Here is a 15,246-nt window from a genome sequence, read left to right on the forward strand (position 1 = left end):
GCGTTCACATCTTGAGCGTACCGGTGGGTTGGGCAGGGCTCAGGCCGGGTGGGGCGCCCGGCCGCCGGCCTCCCCCTCAGCGCACCCGATGGCGGGCCGACCGTACTCAGACGGTCAGACCGCGGACCAGGAGATCGAGGAGCGCGCACACGAACAGGGCGATGCCGATGAAGCCGTTGACCGAGAAGAAGGCGCGGTTCAGGCGGGAGAGGTCGTGGGGGCGGACGATGCGGTGTTCGTAGACGAAGGCACCGGCGACGATCAGCAGACCGAGCCAGAAGAAGGCGCCGGCGTGGGTGGTCAGGCCGTACCAGACGAACAGGGCCGTCGTGAGGGCGTGGCAGACCCGCGCGCCCCGGATCGCGGCCGGGATGCCGAAACGGGCCGGGACCGACATGACGCCGATCTCGCGGTCGGTCTCGACGTCCTGGCAGGCGTAGATCAGGTCGAAGCCGCCGATCCAGATGCCGACGGCCAGGCCCAGGATCACCGCCGTCCAGGACCACTCGCCGCTGATCGCCAGCCAGCCGCCGATCGGGCCCATGGACTGGGCGAGGCCCAGGATGGCCTGCGGGAAGTTGGTGAACCGCTTCCCGTAGGGGTAGACCACCATCGGGACTACCGCGACCGGGGCCAGGGCCAGGCAGAGCGGGTTGAGCAGGGCCGCCGCGCCCAGGAAGACCACCAGGGCGATCAGGGCGCCCGTCCAGGCGTGCCTGACCGACATCGCGCCGGTCACCAGCTCGCGGTGGGCCGTGCGCGGGTTCCGGGCGTCGATCTCGCGGTCGATGATCCGGTTGACGGCCATGGCGAAGGTGCGCAGGCCGACCATGCAGACGGTGACCAGCAGCAGGCGGCCCCAGTGGATGTTCCCGTCCCCCTCGTACATCGCCGTCAGGGCGGCGATGTAGGCGAAGGGCAGCGCGAAGACCGAGTGCTCGATCATCACCAGGCGCAGGAAGGCCTTGGTGCGTCCCGGCTGGGGGATGGCGGCGGATGCCGAGGTCACAGTCCGTACTCCTTCCAGCGGCGGTCCACCAGGGCCGCCGTATCCGGGTCCGACAGGACCATCTCCGGCCAGCCCCCGTCCCGGGTGTAGCCCTCCTCCGGCCACTTCCTCGTCGCGTCGATGCCGGCCTTGCCGCCCCAGAACTGCTGGTAGGAGGCGTGGTCCAGGTGGTCGACGGGGCCTTCCACGACCGTGAGGTCGCGGGCGTAGTCGGTGTTGCCGAGGGCCCGCCAGGCGACCTCGTGCAGGTCGTGGACGTCGCAGTCGGCGTCCACGACCACGATCAGCTTGGTCAGGGACATCATGTGTGCCCCCCAGATCGCGTGCATCACCTTCTGCGCGTGCTTCGGGTACTTCTTGTCGATCGAGACGATCGCGCAGTTGTGGAAGCCGCCGGCCTCGGGCAGGTGGTAGTCCACGATGTCCGGGACGATGATCTTGAGCAGGGGCAGGAAGAAGCGTTCCGTGGCGCGGCCGAGGGGGCCGTCCTCCGTGGGCGGCCTGCCCACGACGATCGACTGGAGCAGGGGCCGCCTGCGCATCGTCACGCAGTCGATCGTCAGCGCCGGGAAGGGCTCCTGCGGGGTGTAGAAGCCGGTGTGGTCGCCGAAGGGGCCCTCGGGCAGCATCTCGCCCGGCTCCAGCCAGCCCTCCAGGACCACCTCGGCGTTGGCCGGCACCTGGAGCGGGACCGTCTTGCAGTCGACCATCTCGATGCGCTTGCCGGCGAGGAACCCGGCGAAGAGGTACTCGTCGATGTCGCCGGGGAGCGGGGCGGTGGAGGCGTACGTCACGGCGGGCGGGCAGCCGAAGGCGATCGCGACCGGCAGGCGTTCGCCCCGGCGCGCGGCCACCTGGTAGTGGTTCCGGCTGTCCTTGTGGATCTGCCAGTGCATGCCGATCGTGCGCTTGTCGTGGCGCTGCAGCCGGTACAGGCCCAGGTTCCGGACGCCGGTCTCGGGGTCCTTGGTGTGGGTCAGGCCCAGGTTGAAGAAGGAGCCGCCGTCCTCGGGCCAGGTGAACAGCGCCGGGAGCCGGTCGAGGTCGACGTCGTCGCCGCGCAGGACGACCTCCTGCACCGGCGCCTCCTTGACCTTCCGCGGCGGGACGTGGGTCATCGCGCCCAGCTTGCCGAAGGCCTCGCGCACGCCGACGAAGCCGTGCGGCAGCTCGGGCCGCAGCAGGCCGCCGATCTTCTCGGAGATCTCGCCGTACGACTTCAGGCCCAGCGCCTTCAGCAGGCGGCGGTCGGTGCCGTACACGTTCATGGCGAGGGGCATGTCCGAGCCGCGCACGTTCTCGAAGAGCAGCGCCGGGCCGCCGGACTTCTGCACCCGGTCGACGATCTCCCCGACTTCCAGGTACGGGTCCACCTCGGCCTTGATGCGCTTGAGGTCTCCCTCGCGCTCCAGCGCCCGCAGCAGGGAGCGAAGATCGTCGTAAGCCATGTGTCCCAGTATCTGCCACCCGCTACTCTGGCCCGGTCACCAGGGTCGAATCACGGCGTGGGGAGTACGCGCGGCCATGCTCAGGTATCTGCCGTTCCTGCTGGTCATGGCGCTGTTGATCTACTCCGTCGCCTGGCGGTTCACCGACCGGACCCGGCGCGGCCCGGCGGGCGGCTCCACCCCGGCCGAGCGGCACCGCGACACCGCGGCGAACTGGGTCGCCCCGGACGACAACCCGGAGTTCCTGAAGTCCCTGGACGACAGGACCCGGGGCGGGGACGACGGCCCCCGCCGGGACTAGGGCCTGATCCGAACGCAAGGCCCTGCGGCCGGCCTGCGCGCGCGTGAGGTGAACGTCCGTCAGACATCCCGGGGCTTTCCCCCTTAACGACTTGCCACCGCCGACTCCGGGTGGGGTTAATGGTCGGCATCGAGACACGAGGGATCTTCTGACCTCTGGGGGACCACATGGAGACCGGCCAGTCGCCCGAGCGCCCGGCCCACGCACCGCCGTCCGCACCGGCCGCCCCGCCGGTCGCGCCGCCGTCCGGTCCGCCGCCGGAGCCTGCGGCCACCGCGCACTCCGGGCCGCCCATGCCGGACGTGCCGCCGCCGGCCCGGACCGCTCCGCCGGCCCCCGTGGAACTGCGGGTCAGCAAGCGGATCCTGTGGATCGGCTCGGCGGTCTACCCGCTGCAGAACATCGCCCGCGTCTACACCTTCACGATGCGGCCGAGGCGCAAGGAGGCGGTGCTGCGGTTCCTGCGGTACGCGGCCGGGACCCTGGTCGTCGGGTTCATCGCGATGCTGCCGGGGCTGCCCTCGCTGACGTTCCAGGGCGCCGACTCCGGCGGGGCGAGCTACGTGGCCTGGGTCTGGTTCCTGGCCCTCGCCGCCGCCGTCTACTTCTTCATCGACATGATGTCCGTGCTGACGGCCCAGCCCCACTACGTCCTCGCCGTCGAGACGTCCGGCGCCTCCACCGGGCTGGTCACCAGCCGGGACGCGCGCCATCTGGACCAGCTCGTGGGCCAGATCTCGTACGCCATCGACCACCCCGACACCGAGTTCCGGGTGACGGTGGAGCGCCTGACCGTCTCGCCGAACCACTACTACTTCGGCGACAACGTCAACATGTACGGCGGCAACGGAAACGTGGGGATCACGCGATGAGCGGCAACAACTACTACTACGGCGACAACGTGAACATGTACGGCGGCCAGGGCAACCAGGGCATCGTCAGGAACCAGACGGCCGCCGCCGGACAGGACCCGGCGCTGGTCGCGGCCCTCGCCGAACTGCACCGGATGATCGCCGAGTTGCGCGCCCAGGTGCCGGCCGCCAGCGCCCGGCTGCTCGACGAGTCGCTGCCCGCCCTCAGCACCGAAGCCGCCGTCCCCGCGCAGGAGCGGCACCGCGCGCTGATGGCGATCGCCGGGATCGCCGCCACCGTCGGCGCGGTCGGCCAGCCGGTGGCCCAGGCGGTCCAGGCGATCGTCGGCCTGCTGGGCGGCTAGAAAGGCCCGCCGAAGGGTGGAAGCATGAGGGGAGGGACCCCGGCTCTGCGGAACGAGGCCAATGGTGAGTGACGCGCGTATCCCCACCGTGGATCTGCGGATCTGGACCGACGGGGACGCGGTGCCGCGGGCCAGGCTCGCCCGTACCGTCGACCAGGCGCTGCAGAGTGCCGGGTTCCTGCTGGTCACCGGACACGGCGTGGCACCGGAGCTGCGGGCCGGGATCCGGTCGGCCGCCCGGGAGTTCTTCCTGCTGCCCGCCGAGGTCAAGCAGCGGTACGCGGCGAAGGTCGGCGGACGCGGCTGGCTCGGCCCGGGCACCGAGGCCAACGGGTACGCGGAGGGCACCGAGACCCCGCCGGACCTGAAGGAGTCGCTCACCTTCGCGACCGCCGAGCCGTTCGGGGATCCGGTCCTCGACGCCGAGTGGTACGCGCCCAACGTGTGGCCCGCCGAGGTCCCCGCGCTGCGCGGGCTGTGCGAGGAGTACCTGGGCCGGATGGCCGCGCTGGAGAAGGAGCTGCTGGCCCTGCTGGCCTGCGCGCTCGGTCTCGGCGCCGACTTCTTCGCCCGGCACATGGACCACCCGACGTACGGCTTCAACATCAACTGGTACCCGGGGACGGACGTCGTCGGCGCGCCGCAGCCGGGGCAGTTCCGGATCGGGCCGCACACCGACTTCGGGACCGTCACCATCCTCGACCGGCAGGCCGGCCGGGGCGGACTCCAGGTGTACACCGACGCGGACGGCTGGCAGGACGCTCCGTACGACCCGGCCGCGTTCACCGTCAACATCGGTGACCTGCTGGCCCGTTGGACCGGGGACCGGTGGCGGTCGGGCCGGCACCGGGTGCTGCCCCCGCCCGTCGACGCGCCCGCCGAGGAGCTGATGTCGCTCGTCTACTTCGGCGAGTGCACCCCGGGCACGCTGGTGGAGTCCCTGCCGGCGCCGGTGGGCCGGGTGGCGTACCCGCCGGTCGACTCGCACGTGTACCTCCGCGCCAAGCTCGACTCGATCACCGTCGGCTGACCTCGTCCCGGTCCTGCCCTCACCGGTCACCGAGGGTTAATCACTTCCGCGTTCGGCCTGCCATCCGTTCCGTTGAAATGGACCGGGCGGGCATGTCCCGGCCGCGTCTGACGGCATTGCCTTGCAGGGGGCCCGAACACCGGGCCCCTTCGGCGATGGGAGACGCGTGCGAATCACTGACATCCAGCGCTGCGAGGTCCGGCCGGGACGGCTCGTCGAGTGGACGCTGAGCCCGGCGACCGTCGCGGCGGCGACGGCGCTCCCGGAGGACTCCCGGCCGCCCGCCTACATCCAGGAGTCGCACATCAGGACGGCCAGGTCCGTCCGCGAGGACGGGCTGTTCGTGCCGACCTGGCTCGGCACCGCCTTCGACCTGCCCGGCCCGCTCGACCTCGATGTGCTGGAGCGGGCCCTGCACGCCTGGACCCTGCGGCACGAGACGCTGCGCAGCGGCTTCCGCTGGGCCGGTGACGAACTGCGCCGGTTCACGCTCGACGCGGCCGAGGTGTCCCTGCACCGCGAGGACGCGGGCGACTTCCCCGACGCGGAGGGCCTGGTCCGGCACCTCCAGCACCGCTTCGACACGGTCGCGGACGCGCTGCGCTGGCCCAACCTCATCTACACGGCGGTGGTCCGCGACGACGGCGCGAGCGTGTACATGGCGTTCGACCACAGCAACGTCGACGCCTACTCGGTGCAGCGGATCGCCGCCGAGATCCACCAGCTGTACGCGGCGGGCCTGGGCGGCACCGAGCCGGACGACCACGGGCCGGTCGCCAGTTACGTCGACTTCTGCGAGATCGAGCGGGCCGGCGCGGACAGTCTCGACGGCCGGCACGCGATCGTGGAGCGCTGGCGGGAGTTCATCCACCGCTGCGACGGCACACTGCCGGCCTTCCCGGTCGACCTGGGCCTGACCCCGGGCGGACCGCTGCCCAGGCAGCAGATGCTGTGCGAGCCGCTGGCGGACGCGGACGCGGCGGCAGCCTTCGAGGCGTACTGCCGGCCGTACGGCGGCAGCCTGGTCGGGCTGCTGGCCGCGACCGGGCTCATCGTGCACGAACTCGGCGGGCAGCCGGTGTACCGGACGGTGGTGCCGTTCCACACCCGGGTGAAGTCCCGGTGGAGCGACTCGGTGGGCTGGTACGTGGGCGGCGCCCCGATCGAGGTGCCGGTGGGCCGTACCCGCGGCTTCCCGGAGGCCCTGCGGGCGGTGCGCGCCGAGCTCCAGGCGAACCGGTCGCTGGCCCGGATGCCGCTGGCCCGGGTGCTCCGCCTGCTCGGCTCCGACTTCCGGCCGACCTCCCCGGACCTGCACTCGATCGTGTCGTACGTCGACGCCCGCGGCATCCCGGGCGCCGAGCGGTGGACCGGGCTGAAGGCGTACGGGCTGATGCGGGTGTCGTACGGCGACCAGGTGTGCGTGTGGGTGAACCGGCTGCCCGAGGGGCTGTGGCTGGCGAGCCGGTACCCGGACACGGACGTCGCGGTGAAGACCATGCGGCTGTACGTGGAGCGGCTGCGGGACCGGATCGCCTCGGTGGCCGACGGCAGCCTCTCCGCGGTCTCCTAGGCGTTCGCGCCGAGTGCCCCGATCAGGCGTTCCAGCCGCTCGCGCCAGCGCTGCTCGGACTCCTCCTCACCCTGGAACTCGTGCGTGAAGCGGAGCACGCTGGCGTTGTCCCCTTCGCGCTCCAGATGGAACCGGAGCCGGCCGGCGCCCTCCAGCGTGTACTCCGCGACCCGGTCCACGTCCCACGCGGTCACCTGCCCGCTGCCCAGGTCGCGCAGGGTGACCGCGCCGCCGAGGCGGTGTTCGAGCACCTCGACGGCGGTGAACCAGGACGCCAGCCCCTCGGCCGTGGCCACCGCGGCCCAGACGTCCTCCATCGGCCGCGGGAGCTGCACCACGAAGTGCAGGATGTGCTCGTTCCCGTGCGTCTGGCTGGTGCCCTGTGCGATGGAACCGCTCATGACACCAGCCTGCCCCCGACCCGGGGCACCCGCACGCGGCGGTCACACGCCGGCGTAGGAGTGCTTGCCGCTCACGAAGATGTTGACGCCGTAGTAGTTGAACAGCCAGCAGCCGAAGGCGAGCATCGCCAGGTAGGCGGCCTTGCGGCCCTTCCAGCCGGCGGTGGCGCGGGCGTGCAGGTAGCAGGCGTAGGCGATCCAGGTGATGAAGGACCAGGTCTCCTTCGGGTCCCAGTTCCAGTACCGGCCCCAGGCGTCGCCCGCCCAGATCGCGCCCGCGATGATCGTGAACGTCCACAGCGGGAAGACGGCCGCGTTGACGCGGTAGGCGAACTTGTCCAGGGAGGCGGAGGCGGGCAGCCGCTCCAGCACGGAGGACGCGAACCTGCCGGGCGTGCCGCCGGACTCCAGCTTGTTCTCGTACGAGTCCTTGAACAGGTACAGGATCGTGGCGACCGCGCCGACGTAGAACACCGCTCCGCAGAAGATCGCGGTGGAGACGTGGATGTACAGCCAGTACGAGTGCAGGGCCGGCACCAGCTGGTCGCTGGCCGTGTACAGGACGGTGACCGCGAGGCCCAGGTCCAGCAGGACGGTCGTGACGAGGAACAGGCCGAGCCAGCGCACGTTCTTCTTCAGGGCCAGCAGCGCGAGGTACACGCCGACGGCGACCGTGGAGAAGGTGATGTTGAACTCGTACATGTTGCCCCACGGCGCCCGCTCCACGGAGGCCGCGCGGGCGACGACACCGCCCAGCTCCACGAGGAACGCGAGCACGGTGAGGGAGATGGCGATCCGGCCGTACAGGTCGCCCTGCTCGTCGCCGCCGTGCGCTCCCGGCCCGTCGGGCACGTCCCGCGCGCCGGACGCCGAGCGGACGACGACCTTGGGCCGCTCCAGCACGGCGGTGCCGCCGGCCTGCCGCACGGCGACGGCGGGGGCGGCCGCCTTGCGCTCGCCACCGGCGGTGAGCGCGGCGGCCGTACGGCCCACCTTGCTGCGGCTGCCGAACAGCCACTCGGCGATGTAGGCGAAGAAGGCCAGGGTGTAGACGGCCATCGACGAGTAGATCAGCGTGTTGCTGACGCTCGCGAGGTGTTCGTTGGTTGCGGCGGCGAGAGTCACTTCTCAGCCCCTTCGGCAGGTACGGCTGGGGATTCGGAGGCGTCGTCGTCGGGGTCGGGGGCCCCCGGCGCCTGGTCGTAGAGGATTCCGGCGAGGTCGCCCAGCTCCTCGGGCACCTTGGCGGACTCGCTGCGGCCGAGCCCGGCCATCTCGACCACCGTGACGCCGTCGGCACCGCGCACCGCCCGCACCCACACGCGGCGGCGCTGGATGAACAGGGACGCGGCCAGGCCGAAGATCGCGGCGAGGGCACCGCCGAGCGCCCAGCCGCCGCCCGGCTCCTGGACGATCTCGAAGCCGGCCCACTCCTTGATGTTCTTCTCGAAGGTGACGGTGCCGGCGCCGTTCGGCAGCTTCATGGTCTCGCCGGGCTGGAGGTTGTCCCTCAGCTGCGCGCCCTTGGCGTCCTTGTAGTCCTTCATGTGGGTCTTGTCGAGCTGGTACACGCTCTGCGGCAGGCCCGAGTCGACGCCCAGGTCGCCGTGGTACGGCTCCAGGTTCAGCATCGGGTTCAGCAGCGCGGGGAAGGAGGAGGCGATCTCCGTGCCCGTGCCGCCGTAGGTCGGCAGGAGGAACGCCTTGATGCCGAGCTGCTCCTTCTTGCCCTTGGCGTCGCGGTAGCCGTCCATGACCTTGACGACGCCCTGGGAGGTGACGTTGCCGTCGAGCGGCAGCAGCGGCACGGCGTCGCGGTAGACCACCTTGCCCCGGCCGTCCCGGACGGTGATCACGGGCGCGTAGCCGTGGCTGACCAGGTAGACCTTGGAGTCGCCGATCTTCAGCGGCTCGTTGACCTTGACGGTGGTCGTCCTGTCCTTGCCGTACGCGCCCTCGCTGTAGCGGATCCGCGCCTGGAAGGTGCGCGGGGTGCCCTTGTTGGGGCCCGTGAGCTCGTAGGTGCCCTGGAAGTCCTTCAGGTCGAAGCTGAACGGGACCAGGTCGTCGTTCTGGAACAGGCTGCCGGACTTGAAGTCGTCGTACATCGGCAGCGCGTTGGAGAAGCCGTCGCCCTCCACCATCAGCTTGGTGCCGTCGGACTTGTACAGCTGGCCCGAGGCGAAGGCGACGAGCAGCACGATCAGGGCGATGTGGAAGACCAGGTTGCCCAGCTCGCGCAGGTAGCCCTTCTCGGCGGCCACGGCGTCACCGGCGAGGTGCGCGCGGAAGCGGCGCTTCTTCAGCAGGGCGAGCGCGGCCTCACGGACCTGCTCCGGGTCGGCCTGCGTCCGCCACGTCGTGTACGCGGGCAGCCGGGTCAGCCGCCTGGGCGCGCCCGGCGGACGGCCGCGCAGCTGGCCGACGAACTGCCAGGTGCGCGGGACGATGCAGCCGATCAGGGAGACGAACAGCAGGATGTAGATCGCGGAGAACCACACCGAGCTGTAGACGTGGAACAGGCCGAGCCTGTCGTAGACCGGCGCCAGCGTCGTGTGGGCGGCGCGGAAGTCCTCGACCTTGCTCGCGTCCGCGCCGGTCTGCGGGATCAGCGAGCCGGGGATGGCGCCCAGCGAGAGCAGCAGGAGCAGCAGCAGCGCGACCCGCATGGAGGTCAGCTGCCGCCAGAACCAGCGCACCCAGCCGATGACGCCGAGGGACGGCGGGGCGGAGATCTCCTCCTGCGGGGCGGTGGACAGCTGGGAGCCGGCGGCCCCCAGGTCCTCCTGGTCCCGGCCGAGGTCGGTGTCGGTCTTGCTCATCGATCAGATCCCCACAGTGAAGCCGTCGGACCAGGTCTGCATCTGCTGGATCAGACCGCTCCAGGCGCCCGTCAGCAGCAGCACACCGGTCACGATCATCATCGAGCCGCCGATGCGCATCACCCACACATAGTGGCGCTTGATCCAGGCGAAGGCACCGAGCGCCTTGCGGAAGGCGATCGCGGTGATGACGAAGGGGACGCCGAGGCCGAGGCAGTAGACGACCATCAGCAGCGAACCGCGCGCGGCGCTCGACTCCTGGAAGGAGAGGAAGTTCACCGAGGAGAGCGTCGGGCCCATGCAGGGCGTCCAGCCGACCCCGAAGAGGGCGCCGAGGACGGGCGCCCCCAGCAGGCCGCCCGTCGGCCGCTTGTGGAAGCGGAACTCGCGCATGGTGAACCAGGGCAGCAGCCCCATGAAGAAGACGCCCATGACGATCATGAGCAGGCCGAGCACCCTGGACAGGGTGCCCTGGTACTCCAGCAGGTTCGAGCCGAAGTAGCCGAAGAGCGCGCCGGTGGAGACGAACACGGTGCTGAAGCCGAGCACGAACAGGGAGGCGCCGGTGATCATCCGCCCCCGTTTCGCCTCGGCGAGGTCGGTGCCCGCGACGCCCGTCACATAGGAGAGGTAGCCGGGGACCAGCGGCAGCACGCAGGGCGAGAAGAACGAGACCAGCCCGGCGAGCAGCGCGATGGGCAGGGAGACCAGCAGGGCACCGTGCAGCACGGTCTCGTTCCGCCCCGGCCCCGACTCCGCGGCCAGCGTCAGCAGTGCACTCACGTCACTTCTCCGCGAGGACCGGCTTGATCATCTTCAGCAGGGTGGTGTCGTCGAGCGCCTCCAGGGCGCGTGCGGCGACCTTCCCGTGCCGGTCGATGACGAGGGTCGAGGGGATGAGCTGCGGGTTGAGGGTGCCCTTCTCGAAGCGGAGCATGAGCTTGCCCGTCGGGTCGTACAGGCTCGGGTACCCGACCCCGTGCTCCTTCTCGAAGTTCACGGCCGGGGTGGTGCTGGTGTCCCGGGTGTTGATGCCGACGAACTGGACGCCCTTGTCCTGGTACTCCTTGGAGACCTTGGCGAAGTACTCGGCCTCCTGGCGGCACGGTCCGCACCACGAGCCCCAGACGTTCAGGACGACGACCTTGCCCTTGTAGTCGGCGACGTCGAGGGTCTTGCCGTCGATGGTCTTGCCGGACAGCTCCGGGGCCGCGGCGCGCCGGCCGGCGGACACGGTGTCGATGCCGTTCTTGCCGGTGACGAAGTTGGTGTCGCCACCGCCTCCGGAGATGCCGCCCTTTCCGCACGCGGACAGGGTCAGGGCCGCGACGGCGGCCACAGCGGTGAGCAGGACGGCGCGGCTGCGGGTACTCATGTGAAAAGTTTCGCATGCCTGTTCCGCGGATCTCGCACGCCCCCCTGCCGGGCGGAAAACCGCATTTCAGGGCGTATTTACACGGGACATTCCGGACACCCGGCCGGGATCACGCCGCATTGGAGGAGGCGGACTTGGTGTCCCGCAGGAACTCCTTCCAGCCGCCGGCCGGCCGCTGCCCGACGCCCAGCGTGCGCAGCTTGGCGAGCACCTCGGGCTTCTGCACGTCCATCCAGTCCACGAACTGCCGGAAGGAGACCAGCCGCACGTCGGCGCCCTTCTCCTTCTCGCGCGCGATGTGCTTGAAGGCCTCCTCGACGGAGTCCATGTAGATGCCGCCGTTCCACTGCTCGAAGTGGTTGCCGATGAAGAACGGTGCCCGGTTCGTCTCGTATGCCCGCTGGAATCCCTGGATGTACGCCTGCGCGGACTGCTTGCGCCAGCCCGGGTAGTTGTAGGCGGGCGCCTTGGTGGAGTTCACGGACTGGTTGGCGAGCATGTTGTAGTCCATGGACAGGACCTCGAAGGAACGTCCGGGGAAAGGTATCTGCTGCAACGGCAGGTCCCAGATCCCCAGCTTCTTCTCCGGCCACGTCTGACGGCCGCCCGGCGAGGAGGCGTCGTAGCGCCAGCCCAGCTCGCGCGCGGTGGGCAGCAGGTTGTTCTGGCCGAGCAGACAGGGCGTACGGCCGCCGACCAGCTCCTTGTCGTAGTCGAACGGCAGCGAGGGCAGGTCCGTCCAGCCGGTGTTGGTCCGCCACTCCTTCACGAACGCCTTGGCCTGCCGGATCTCGCTCGCCCACTGCTGCGGGGTCCAGTTGCCGACCGTGCCGGTGCCGCCGCAGAAGTGCCCGTTGAAGTGGGTGCCGATCTCGTGGCCCTCCAGCCAGGCCCGGCGCAGGTTCGTCAGCGTGGCCTTGATGTGCGGGTCGCTGAGGTAGCCGATGTCGGAGGCGCCGCGCGGGTTGTTCGGGGGCTCGTACAGCCGCTTCTTCGACTCGGGCAGCAGGTACAGCCCCGAGAGGAAGAAGGTCATGGACGCGCCGTGCTCCTTGGCCAGGTCCAGGAAGCGCGGGAACAGGCCGTTGCCGACCTCGCCGGCGCCGTCCCAGGAGAAGATCACGAACTGGGGCGGGGTCTGCCCCGGCTCCAGCGGCTCGGGCTTGCCCGGCTGGTGCGGCTGCTTGCCGGTGAAGGAGGTGGAGCCGTCGCCGATGGGCCGCGCCGGACGCGCACCGTCGCCCTTCCCGCCCCCGTGCCCGGGCCGGCCCTGGCCGGAACCGTTCGGGTGCCCGCCGCCGTCCGAGGACGTGAGGCTTCCGCAGCCGGCGAGCGAGGCGGCGGCCGCGCCCGCGCCGAGGCCGAGTGCTCCCCGCCGGGAGAGGGTCCGGGAGAAGGTGCGCATGGAAAACCCCGATTCGTCGCGCCTGCTGGTGTTCACCCAGTCAGAGGGCACGACGATCGGGGAGGTTCCGATCATTCTTATGTTTTTCGCAACGCTTCCGGCAAAAGCACCCTAAGTCACGCCAAACGGACTGTCAGTGCACCGGAGTTCGGCCGGTCAGGCGCCGAAGGCCTTCCCCTGCGCGGTGCCCTGGCCCTTCTGCGGCTTGGCGCCGGCCCGCAGGTGGGCCGGGACCAGGTCGATGGCGGGCTCGCTGTAACCCACGGACACGATCTTGTCACCCAGGTATGTGAAAGTCGTCAGGGAGGCGAGGGTGCACTGCCGCCGGCGCGGGTCGTGCCACAGCCGCCGCCGCTCGACGTACGACCGCACGATCCAGATCGGCAGCTGATGGCTGACCAGCACCGCCTCGTGCCCGCGCGCGTGGTCCTTGGCCGCGTTCAGCGCGCCCATCATCCGCACCACCTGGTCCACGTACGGCTCGCCCCAGGACGGCCGGAACGGGTTGACGAGGTGTTTCCAGTTGTCCGGCTTGCGCAGCGCACCGTCGCCCACGCCGAACGTCTTGCCCTGGAACACGTTCTCGGCCTCGATCAGCCGCGCGTCGGTGTCCAGGTCCAGCCCGTGCGCCTTGGCGATCGGGGTGGCCGTCTCCTGCGCCCGCTCCAGCGGGGAGGAGCAGACGTAGGTGACGTCCCGTGGGGCCAGGTGCTCGGCGACCCGCTCGGCCATCTTCCGGCCCAGCTCGGACAGGTGGTAGCCGGGCAGCCGCCCGTACAGGACGCCGTCCGGGTTGTCGACCTCGCCGTGCCGCATGAGGTGGACGACGGTGATGTCCTTGTTCTCGGGGGAGGTGCTCATTCTGCCGTGGCCTCCGCAGCCGCCCGGGCCGCCGCCGGAAGGGCGTCGGCGATCTTCTGCACGGCCCGCTCGTCATGGGCCGTGGACACGAACCAGGACTCGAAGGACGACGGCGGCAGGTACACGCCGTTCGCCAGCAGCGAGTGGAAGAACGCGGTGAAGCGGTACGACTCCTGCCGCTTGGCGTCCTCGTAGGTGCGCACCTGCCGGTCCGTGAAGAACACGGAGAACATGTTGGACGCGGTCTGCACCCGGTGCGCGACACCCTCCTTCGACAGCGCCTCGCCGACGAGCGTGCGGATCTGCTCGGAGACGGCGTCGACCTTGGCGTAGGCCGCGTCGTCGAGCAGCCGCAGCTGGGCGAGACCGGCGGCGGTGGCGACGGGATTGCCGGAGAGGGTGCCGGCCTGGTACACGGGCCCGGCGGGCGCGAGGTGCGCCATGACGTCGGCCCGGCCGCCGAAGGCCGCGGCCGGGAACCCGCCGCCCATGACCTTCCCGAAGGTCATGAGGTCCGGCTTCACGCCCTCCACGCCGTACCACCCGGCGCGGCTGGTGCGGAACCCGGTCATCACCTCGTCGGAGATGAACAGGGCGCCGTTCTTCCGGCAGGCGTCCTTCAGGCCCTGGTTGAACCCGGGGTCCGGCGGCACGACGCCCATGTTCCCCGGCGACGCCTCGGTGATCACACAGGCGATCTCGCCGGGGTGCCGGTGGAAGGCCTCCTGCACGGCCTCCAGGTCGTTGTACGGCAGCACGATCGTGTCCCCGGCCTGGGCGCCGGTGACACCGGGGGTGTCCGGCAGCGCGAAGGTGGCGACACCGCTGCCGGCCGCGGCGAGCAGCGAGTCCACGTGCCCGTGGTAGCAGCCGGCGAACTTGATCACCTTGGACCGCCGGGTGAAGCCGCGGGCGAGACGGATCGCGGACATGGTCGCCTCGGTGCCGCTGCTGACGAGCCGCACCTGCTCGACCGGCTCGACCCGGGCGACGATCTCCTCGGCGAGCGCGACCTCGCCCTCGCCGGGCGTACCGAAGGACGTACCGCGGGCGACGGCCTCCTGGACGGCGGCGATGACCTCGGGGTGGGAGTGCCCGAGGATCATGGGCCCCCAGGAGCAGACCAGGTCGACGTACTCGCGGCCGTCGGCGTCGGTGAGGTAGGCCCCCTTGCCCGACACCATGAACCGGGGGGTGCCGCCGACGGCGCGGAAGGCGCGCACCGGGGAGTTCACTCCGCCCGGGGTGACGACGGAGGCGCGGTCGAAGAGCGCCTGTGAGACGGGCGCGTCGTAGGGATAGGGCGTTTCGCTCATGGCACTCATGACGTGCGGCTTCTCCGGCTTCTCGGACTCCGGTTGCGGGGTGACCTCCTCAGGGTAGGCCGCGGGCCGGACGAACCGCGGTCGGCCTCGGGATCAGAGCGGCGCCCTCCCTCATCTGCGAGACTGAGACCTGATACACACAGCTCATACGCACGTAAGGATCAGAGGCCGGGAATTTCCCGCGCGGACTGTTGTTCCACCGTACGTTTCGGCGGGCGGCCGTGGGGGAGGTCACTGACACGATGATCGGGTTGCGCGGCGGGGGCCACGCGTCCTAGAAAAGCAGTCGGGTGGAGATATGCATCGCGGTGGCGGACTGGGCGAGGGGACTGATGACCTGGGTCCTCGACGTGCCCGGCGGGGAAGGCACCGACGCGACGCGGAGGAAACGACCGAGGCACGTCAGACCGAGGCACGTCATACACAGGGTGTACCGAGTGAGCCCGAGCGGTACGACCGGCAGATCGACGGCCGGCTCGA

At 70.5% G+C, this 15,246-nt stretch carries 15 protein-coding genes; 5 read left to right on the forward strand and 10 right to left on the reverse strand.

The window, feature by feature from the left end:
• Positions 1–106: 106 nt before the first annotated feature.
• The gene (gene mqnP, locus ABZ923_RS03900) at positions 107–1,009 is read right to left on the reverse strand and encodes a menaquinone biosynthesis prenyltransferase MqnP (RefSeq protein ID WP_361466404.1); all 903 of its coding nucleotides are present in this window, start codon (positions 1,007–1,009) and stop codon (positions 107–109) included.
• On the reverse strand, positions 1,006–2,457 hold the full coding sequence (locus ABZ923_RS03905; RefSeq protein WP_361466406.1) for a menaquinone biosynthesis decarboxylase: 1,452 nt from the start codon (positions 2,455–2,457) through the stop codon (positions 1,006–1,008). The genes mqnP and ABZ923_RS03905 overlap by 4 nt, the downstream gene beginning before the upstream one ends.
• A 76-nt stretch (positions 2,458–2,533) precedes the next feature.
• On the opposite strand from ABZ923_RS03905, the gene ABZ923_RS03910 reads away from it, so the two are divergent.
• The 5 genes from ABZ923_RS03910 to ABZ923_RS03930 all read left to right on the forward strand — a co-directional run bounded on the left by ABZ923_RS03910 (position 2,534) and on the right by ABZ923_RS03930 (position 6,577).
• The gene (locus ABZ923_RS03910; protein ID WP_361466408.1) at positions 2,534–2,758 is read left to right on the forward strand and encodes a hypothetical protein; all 225 of its coding nucleotides are present in this window, start codon (positions 2,534–2,536) and stop codon (positions 2,756–2,758) included.
• A gap of 167 nt (positions 2,759–2,925) precedes the next feature.
• The gene (locus ABZ923_RS03915; RefSeq protein WP_361466411.1) at positions 2,926–3,630 is read left to right on the forward strand and encodes a DUF6232 family protein; all 705 of its coding nucleotides are present in this window, start codon (positions 2,926–2,928) and stop codon (positions 3,628–3,630) included.
• Positions 3,627–3,974 (forward strand): hypothetical protein, encoded by a 348-nt coding sequence (locus tag ABZ923_RS03920; RefSeq protein ID WP_361466413.1) that lies wholly within the window; start codon positions 3,627–3,629, stop codon positions 3,972–3,974. The genes ABZ923_RS03915 and ABZ923_RS03920 overlap by 4 nt, the downstream gene beginning before the upstream one ends.
• Positions 3,975–4,038: 64 nt before the next feature.
• Positions 4,039–5,004 (forward strand): 2-oxoglutarate and iron-dependent oxygenase domain-containing protein, encoded by a 966-nt coding sequence (locus ABZ923_RS03925; RefSeq protein WP_361466416.1) that lies wholly within the window; start codon positions 4,039–4,041, stop codon positions 5,002–5,004.
• 166 nt (positions 5,005–5,170) lie between these two features.
• Positions 5,171–6,577: a condensation domain-containing protein gene (locus ABZ923_RS03930; protein WP_361466419.1), complete on the forward strand. Its 1,407-nt coding sequence runs from the start codon at positions 5,171–5,173 to the stop codon at positions 6,575–6,577.
• Here ABZ923_RS03930 and ABZ923_RS03935 read toward each other — a convergent pair.
• The 8 genes from ABZ923_RS03935 to hemL form a co-directional block, all read right to left on the reverse strand.
• Positions 6,574–6,978, reverse strand: coding sequence for an SRPBCC domain-containing protein (locus ABZ923_RS03935; RefSeq protein WP_361466421.1), 405 nt, complete (start codon positions 6,976–6,978; stop codon positions 6,574–6,576). The genes ABZ923_RS03930 and ABZ923_RS03935 overlap by 4 nt on opposite strands.
• Before the next feature lie 42 nt (positions 6,979–7,020).
• Positions 7,021–8,103 carry a c-type cytochrome biogenesis protein CcsB gene (gene ccsB, locus ABZ923_RS03940; protein WP_361466424.1) on the reverse strand — a complete coding sequence of 361 codons (1,083 nt, stop codon included), beginning with the start codon at positions 8,101–8,103 and terminating at the stop codon, positions 7,021–7,023.
• Positions 8,100–9,800 (reverse strand): cytochrome c biogenesis protein ResB, encoded by a 1,701-nt coding sequence (locus tag ABZ923_RS03945; protein WP_361466426.1) that lies wholly within the window; start codon positions 9,798–9,800, stop codon positions 8,100–8,102. Before ABZ923_RS03945 ends, ccsB begins: the two co-directional genes overlap by 4 nt.
• 3 nt (positions 9,801–9,803) lie before the next feature.
• Positions 9,804–10,583, reverse strand: a complete 780-nt coding sequence (locus ABZ923_RS03950) for a cytochrome c biogenesis protein CcdA (RefSeq protein ID WP_361466429.1) — start codon at positions 10,581–10,583, stop codon at positions 9,804–9,806.
• Position 10,584: 1 nt separating this feature from the next.
• Positions 10,585–11,175, reverse strand: a complete 591-nt coding sequence (locus ABZ923_RS03955; protein WP_361466432.1) for a TlpA disulfide reductase family protein — start codon at positions 11,173–11,175, stop codon at positions 10,585–10,587.
• Positions 11,176–11,284: 109 nt separating this feature from the next.
• Positions 11,285–12,580: a hypothetical protein gene (locus tag ABZ923_RS03960; RefSeq protein WP_361466434.1), complete on the reverse strand. Its 1,296-nt coding sequence runs from the start codon at positions 12,578–12,580 to the stop codon at positions 11,285–11,287.
• Between the two features lie 156 nt (positions 12,581–12,736).
• On the reverse strand, positions 12,737–13,441 hold the full coding sequence (locus ABZ923_RS03965) for a histidine phosphatase family protein (protein ID WP_361466437.1): 705 nt from the start codon (positions 13,439–13,441) through the stop codon (positions 12,737–12,739).
• Entirely contained in the window at positions 13,438–14,757 is a 1,320-nt protein-coding gene (hemL, locus tag ABZ923_RS03970) for a glutamate-1-semialdehyde 2,1-aminomutase (RefSeq protein WP_361466440.1), read from the reverse strand. Before hemL ends, ABZ923_RS03965 begins: the two co-directional genes overlap by 4 nt.
• Positions 14,758–15,246: the final 489 nt, after the last annotated feature.

The organism is Streptomyces sp. NPDC046881 (assembly GCF_040645015.1).
In the GTDB taxonomy this organism is placed as follows: domain Bacteria; phylum Actinomycetota; class Actinomycetes; order Streptomycetales; family Streptomycetaceae; genus Streptomyces.